Below are 6491 nucleotides of genomic sequence, written 5' to 3'. Positions count from 1 at the left end.
TCGAAACGCCAAAGTTGGCCAGCTTGACGGTGAAGGCCGGGTGATTTTCGCCGGCAGCCTTCGGCGTGATGGTCCAGTCTGCCTCGCCACGCAGACGGTCGAATTTCAGGCGCGGGTCGTCGAACACACCGGGCAGTGTGATCGCGACGTTGGAGGTGTCGAGCATCGCCGTGCCGTGGTTTTCGTCGGCGTCGACGCTGCCCCACAGGTTTTCGATCCCGGGAATGCCCGCGCGGGGGTGATTCAGCGGCGTCAGCCCCGGCGGCGGTTCCTGCGCGGCGACGCTGATGCCCTGCAGATCGCCCTTGAAACGATAGCGCTCGAGCGGCTCGGCGCCACTCGGCGGATGCTCGACGCCCGCTTCGCCCGACTCCGGTTTGCCGCGCTCGACCTCGATCAGATAGTTCGCCACCAGCCCGCGTGGATTGAAGCGCACGAGATTGTTCAGGAGACGCCGAGGCAAAGGCAGGGCGCGGCTGAATTCGGCGAGGATGCCCAGGTCGACGCGGTCGCCGCTGACGCTGACGAGCTGCCCATGCTGCTGCGAAGCGGTCCGGTAGCGGCCGTTCAGCGTGGATAGCGTAAGAGTGCGGGTGAGCGGCGTGCCGTCGTCGAGCGGCGGCTGGCCCAGTTCCGCGTGTAAATCGTTCAGTTGCAGCCTGTAGTCGCCCTGATCGACCTCGAGACCCCACGCGAATCGGGCCACCGGCACGTCCAGCTTGGGCTGGGTCGGGCGCACCCGCATCGACACGTTCGTGCCGGCTAGTTGGCCGCCGGCGGACTTCATCCGGCCATCGGCGAAGTCGGCCCAGATCGCATTGTCGATACGTCCGGCGAACATCTCGATCGGGAAATCGATGTAGCGCGCAAGGGTCGGCAGATCGACCGGACCGGTCGACATATAGACCTGGCCGGTCCAGTTGACCGGTTTGCCGATCGCGGAGAGCCGCGCATGCTTGAAATGCGTGCGGAAGTCGAGCGGACCGTGCAGGACCTGGCCGTCGGCGGGCGCCTGCAACGCGAGCCGGTGATCGTAGCCGTCGTTGAGAATGGCGATGCGGATGTCGCGCAGGGCCAGTTCCGGCGCGTCATGCTCGGCGTCGCGCCAGCGCAGTGCGCCGCCGCGCACCACGATCGCCTGCTGCCGCAATAGCCACGTGGACAAAGTGTCGTTGCCGCTGTGCCGGGTCGGCACCGGCACGCCCGCCACCGAAATCACGCCGTCGCTGCTGCGCGACACCAGCACGTCGGGCTGATCGACGATCAGGCTCGAAAGCGCGGGATGGAACTGCCAGAGCGACTTCCACGAGAGCGAGGCGGTGGCGTGCGGAATGGTCAGCGCCGCTTTGCCCTCAGCGTCGCGGATGACGATATCGGTAGCGTCGAGGCCAGGCTGAAAGCCGCTCCAATGCGGCGCCAGCTTGCCGATCGTGAACTGCGCGTGCAGTTTTTCGGAGACGGCGGCTTCGATGCGCGGCCGGAACGAGTCGATGCGCGGCAGCACCGCGTACCGCAAGCCGAGAAAGAGACCCGCCGCGATGAAATAGAGGACGAGTGCTAGCGCAAGGACGACGTGAAAGGTCCGACGCAGCACGATGTGGTCGCTTCCGCTCACAGGCCGGACCTGCCCGGTTTCGTGCGGGTCGGCGGATTCGTTTCGCTCGGACATGCTGCGGCGGGTGGGCGTATGGTAGTTTTGCGAATTAACGACGAAATGTAACACACGGGAAAGCCTCGGCGGACTTCCGGCAAACCCTTTGTACATGCCGCCTGGCGACCTGCGCGAGGCGCGTTGTACCCTGTGTTACAGCGAACTGAACCACACTGATAAAGCAACGAGCGAGCCAGACCTTTGATGACTGACGCCACTCTCCTGAGTTCCAACTATTCGCATTACGCGGCGCGCGCCGCGGCGGCGCGTCCGCAAATCGTGGCGCATGTGGCGGCACTGGCGTCCGCGCCGCTCACCCGCGAACGGATCGACGCGCGCTTTGACGCGCTGTGCGCCGAGGCGGCCGGCGCGGGCGGCGGTCCATTGAGTGAGGATGCACTCAAACGGGCCTTGCGTCAGTTGCGTACCGAGGTGTTTTGCGCCGTGATGGAGCGCGATCTGGCGGGCGAGGCCGATGTTGCCGAAGTCACCGGCGCCATGACCGATCTGGCGGAAACGACGATCCAGCGTGCGTTGGCCGTTGTGTCCGCCGAACTTGAAACGCTCTATGGCGAACCGCGCGGACCGCAGGGCGAGCGCCTCGCGCTCGGCGTGGTCGGAATGGGTAAGCTGGGTGGGCGTGAGCTGAACGTGTCGTCGGATATCGACCTGATCTTCGTCTATGAAGAGGACGGCGAGACCGCGGGCGCTCAGCGTGCGCCGATCGCGACACAGGACTTTTTTACACGACTGGGTAAGCGCCTGATCGCCGCATTGGCCGAGGTGACCGCTGACGGCTATGTGTTCCGGGTCGATATGCGGCTGCGGCCGAATGGCGATTCGGGGCCGCTCGTGTGCAGCCTTGGCATGCTCGAAGAGTATTTCTATGTGCAGGGCCGCGAGTGGGAGCGCTACGCGTGGATCAAGGGCCGGCTCGTGTCCGAAGGCGCGAGCGAGGCCGCCGGGCGGCTGCAGAAGCAACTCGACGCGATCGTCACGCCGTTCGTCTATCGGCGTTATCTCGACTTCGGTGTGATCAGCGCGATTCGCGCGCTGCATCTGCAGATTCGCCAGGAAGCGCAGCGGCGCGCTTCGATGCGGCCCGACAAGGCCGACGACATCAAGCTCGGCCGCGGCGGCATCCGCGAAATCGAATTCAGTGCGCAGGTGTTTCAGCTGATTCGCGGCGGCCAGGATGCCGGCTTCCGCGTGCGGCCCACGCTGGCCGTTTTGCGGCACGCGGCCACGCACGGGCTGATCGATACCTCGGTCTGCGTGAAGCTTTCCCAGGCATACCGCTTCTTGCGCGAACTCGAGCACCGTCTGCAATACCGCAACGACGCGCAGACCCACGCGATGCCGGTCGATCCCGAGGAGCGTGTGGCGCTCGCGCACGCCATGGGTTGCGACGACTACGCCGAGCTGATGCTCAAGCTCCACGCGCATCGCGAGTTCGTCGAGCAGCAGTTCGACCAGATTTTCGCCGACAAGGTGAGCGGCCGCGACGGCTGCGGCGCGCCGGAAGACGGCGCGGCGGCGTGGGTGTGGAGCAGCGCGCTCGCCGACGACAGCGCCGGCGAAGCGCTTCAGGCGCGCCTCATCGAACTCGGCGTGCCGGAGCCGGGCGAGCTGCTGGCGCGGCTGCGCGCCGTGTGGCAGTCGTCGCGTTATGCGGGGCTCGCCGAGCGCAGCCGGCAACGCTTCGACATCGTCGCGCAGCGTGCGCTGGAGGCCGCGCGTACGCTGGAGCCGCCCGAACGGCGCGGCGACACGGTGGCGCGTCTGTTCGATCTGCTCGAAGCGGTGAGCCGGCGCGGCGCGTACCTCGCGCTGCTGACCGAATATCCGCAGGCGCTGCATCGGGTGCTGTCGGTGTTGGGGGCTTCGCGCTGGGCCGCCGGCTATCTGATCCGCCACCCGCAATTGCTCGACGAACTCCTCGACGACGAGGCGATGGACAGTCCGTTCGACTGGCCTGAATTCAAGCGCACGCTGCGCTTGCGCCTCGCCGCTGCCGACGGCGTCGAACAGCAGATGGATCTGCTGCGCCACGCGCACCACGCCGAGGTGTTCCGCATCCTGCTGATCGATCTGGCAGGGCGGCTGAGTGTCGAACATGTGAGCGACCGTTTGTCCGAGCTCGCCGACGCCGTGCTCGATGTCACGCTCGAAGCGGTCTGGAAGCAACTGGCCAAACGCCACCGCGAAGTGCCGAAGTTTGCGGTGATCGCCTACGGCAAGTTGGGCGGCAAGGAACTGGGCTACGCGTCCGACCTCGACGTGATCTTTCTCTATGACGATCCGGACGATGCCGCCGCCGACGTCTACGCCACCTACACCCGCCGGCTCATCAGTTGGCTGACGACGGCGACCGGCGCGGGCACCTTGTTCGACGTCGACTTGCGGCTGCGGCCGAACGGCGAGTCGGGCCTGCTCGTCACGGATCTGGATGCGTTCCGCCGTTATCAACTGCGCGAGGGCGATGCCGCCAATACGGCCTGGGTGTGGGAGCATCAGGCATTGAGCCGCGCGCGTTATTGCGCGGGCGACGCCGAAATCGGCGCGAAATTCGAGCAGATCCGCGAACAGGTGCTGACCACGCCGCGCGAAGCCGCGCCGCTCGCGAAGGAAATCGTCGAGATGCGCGAGCGCGTCGAGGCGGGGCACCCGAACCATACGGCGCTGTTCGATCTGAAGCACGATCGCGGCGGGATGGTCGATATCGAATTCACCGTGCAGTACTGGGTGCTGCTGCATGCGGCGAGCGATCCTGAACTGATCCGCAATACCGGCAACATCGCGTTGCTGCGCGAAGTGTCGCGCTTCGGCTTGATGAGCGAGGCGGAAGCCGAGACGGTCGGCGCGGCGTACCGGACCTACCGGAAGTTGCAGCACACGCTGCGGCTGGACGGGATGGAGAAGGCGCGGGTCAATCCGGCGCTGGTGGTGACCGAGTGTGAGGCAGTGTTGGGGCTTTGGAAGCGGGTGTTTGGTTGACGGCTGATGGCTGGTGGCGCGAGGTGTGAGCGGCGTCGCGCGAGTCGCGCTGGCCGCCGAGCTTGCCTGGCGTTCCCAGATGGCCGCGATGATTCCCGGCCTGAGTTCTACGCGGCCAGCATTTCCTTTGCGTGCTTGCGGGTGGTCGCGGTGATCTCCAGGCCGCCGAGCATTCGCGCGACTTCTTCGACGCGGCTCGCGCGGTCCAGCGAAGTCACGCTGCTCACCGTGCCGCCCTTGCCGTTGCCCGCCTTCGCCACCTGGAAATGATGGTCGCCGCGCGCGGCGACTTGCGGCAAGTGCGTGACGCACAGCACCTGACGTGCCTGTCCCAGTTGATGCAGCAGTCGCCCGACTACTTCGGCGACGCCGCCGCCGATCCCCGTGTCCACTTCGTCGAAGATGAGGGTTGGGATGGGACTTGCGGCGCTCGCAATGACCGCCAATGCGAGACTGATCCGCGCCAGTTCCCCGCCCGAGGCGACCTTCGCGAGCGGTCGCAACGGCACGCCGGCATGACCGGCGACGCGGAATTCGACCTGTTCGAGCCCGTGCGCGCCACCGTCCGGCAACGGCACCAGCGCGACTTCGAAGCTGCCGCCTTTCATCGACAGTTCCTGCATGCCGGTGGTGACAGCGGAGCCCAGAGCCTTTCCGGCCTTGGCGCGCGCCTTCGACAGTTTTTTTGCTTCGGTAAGGAAGGTTTCTTTGGCTTTGGCAACCGCCGCGTGCAGGCTGTCGAGATCGGCTGCGGCGTCGAGCGCGGCAAGTTGTACGCGCCGTGCTTCGTGTTCTTCCGGCAGCGTCTGTGGCTGCAGGCGGAATTTGCGCGCGGCCGAATGCAGCGCGTCGAGACGCTTTTCGACCTGGGCAAGCCGGTCCGGATCGAGGTCGAGCTTCTGCGCGTAGTGACTGAGCGAGTAGGCCGCTTCCTGCAACTGGATCTCGGCCGGTTCCAGCGCCGCCAGCACGTCGTTCAACGCCGGGTCGATCTCAGCGAGGTCGCGCACCTTCGACACGATCGAGGCGAGATGCGTGATCATCGCTTCGTCCGATTCGGACAACGCGTTGAGCGCCCCTTGAACGCCGTCGATCAGATTCGCCGAATGCGACAGGCGCCGGTGCTCGGCGTTGACCTCTTCCCATTCGCCCGGTTGCGGCGAAAGTTTGTCCAGTTCGGTGAGCTGCCAGGCGAGCCGCTCGCGCTCCAGTTGCAGTTCCCGGTCGCGCGTTTGCGCATGCTCGACGGCCTGAAGCTTTTCGCGCCACGTGCGCCAGCTCCGCGTGACATTTGCAGCAGTTTCGGTCAGACCGGCGTGGGTGTCGAACAACTCGCGCTGTGCGTCCGGACGCATCAGCAATTGGTGTGCATGCTGACCGTGAATGTCCACCAGCATCTCGCCAACTTCGCGCAATTGCGCAAGCGTGGCCGCCGTGCCGTTGATGAACGCCCGCGAACGGCCGTTCGCGTCCACCACGCGCCGCAGCATCACGGTGGCGCCGTGATGGCCGTCGTCGCCGGTCGTGCCGAGCGCCTGCTCGTCGAGCCATTGCTCGACTTGCGCGTGTGTCTCGAACTCCGCGGTAATGTCGGCGCGGCTCTCGCCGGTGCGCACCACGCTCGCGTCGGCGCGGGCGCCGAGCGCGAGGGCCAGCGCGTCGATCAGGATCGACTTGCCGGCGCCTGTTTCGCCCGAGAAAACGGTAAAGCCGCTGTCGAATTCGAGATCGAGCGCGGCGACGATGACGAAGTCGCGTATCGAGAGGTGGCGAAGCATGGAGGTCGTCTGATGAGCTTGAGATTCAGGGTTCGGCAGCGGTGGCGTTCGGGTTCGGGCGATTT

3 protein-coding genes are annotated in these 6491 nt (G+C 66.0%); 1 reads left to right on the top strand and 2 read right to left on the bottom strand.

Annotated features, from left to right (window positions below; translation table 11 throughout):
* A partial coding sequence (locus tag QOC89_RS09250) for a YhdP family protein (RefSeq protein ID WP_416340382.1) occupies positions 1-1669 on the bottom strand: 1669 nt, incomplete at its 3' end.
* A gap of 186 nt (positions 1670-1855) precedes the next feature.
* Between QOC89_RS09250 and glnE the strand changes: the two genes are divergently transcribed.
* Complete coding sequence (gene glnE, locus QOC89_RS09245; protein ID WP_323044747.1) at positions 1856-4648, top strand: bifunctional [glutamate--ammonia ligase]-adenylyl-L-tyrosine phosphorylase/[glutamate--ammonia-ligase] adenylyltransferase; 2793 nt, start codon at positions 1856-1858, stop codon at positions 4646-4648.
* Between the two features lie 107 nt (positions 4649-4755).
* On the opposite strand, the gene recN is transcribed toward glnE, so the two are convergent.
* The gene (gene recN, locus QOC89_RS09240; RefSeq protein WP_323044746.1) at positions 4756-6426 is read right to left on the bottom strand and encodes a DNA repair protein RecN; all 1671 of its coding nucleotides are present in this window, start codon (positions 6424-6426) and stop codon (positions 4756-4758) included.
* Positions 6427-6491: the final 65 nt, after the last annotated feature.

This window comes from Paraburkholderia sp. (assembly GCF_034668105.1).
In the GTDB taxonomy this organism is placed as follows: domain Bacteria; phylum Pseudomonadota; class Gammaproteobacteria; order Burkholderiales; family Burkholderiaceae; genus Paraburkholderia.
Note: the sequence above shows the minus strand (reverse complement) of the source record. Positions and strands in the feature narration are given on the sequence as shown.

What these genes read in the sequence shown, in the direction of transcription:
- glnE (WP_323044747.1), top strand. Translation starts at nt 1,856, where the DNA reads ATGACTGACGCCACTCTCCTGAGTTCCAACTATTCGCATTACGCGGCG.
- recN (WP_323044746.1), bottom strand. Translation starts at nt 6,426, where the DNA reads ATGCTTCGCCACCTCTCGATACGCGACTTCGTCATCGTCGCCGCGCTC.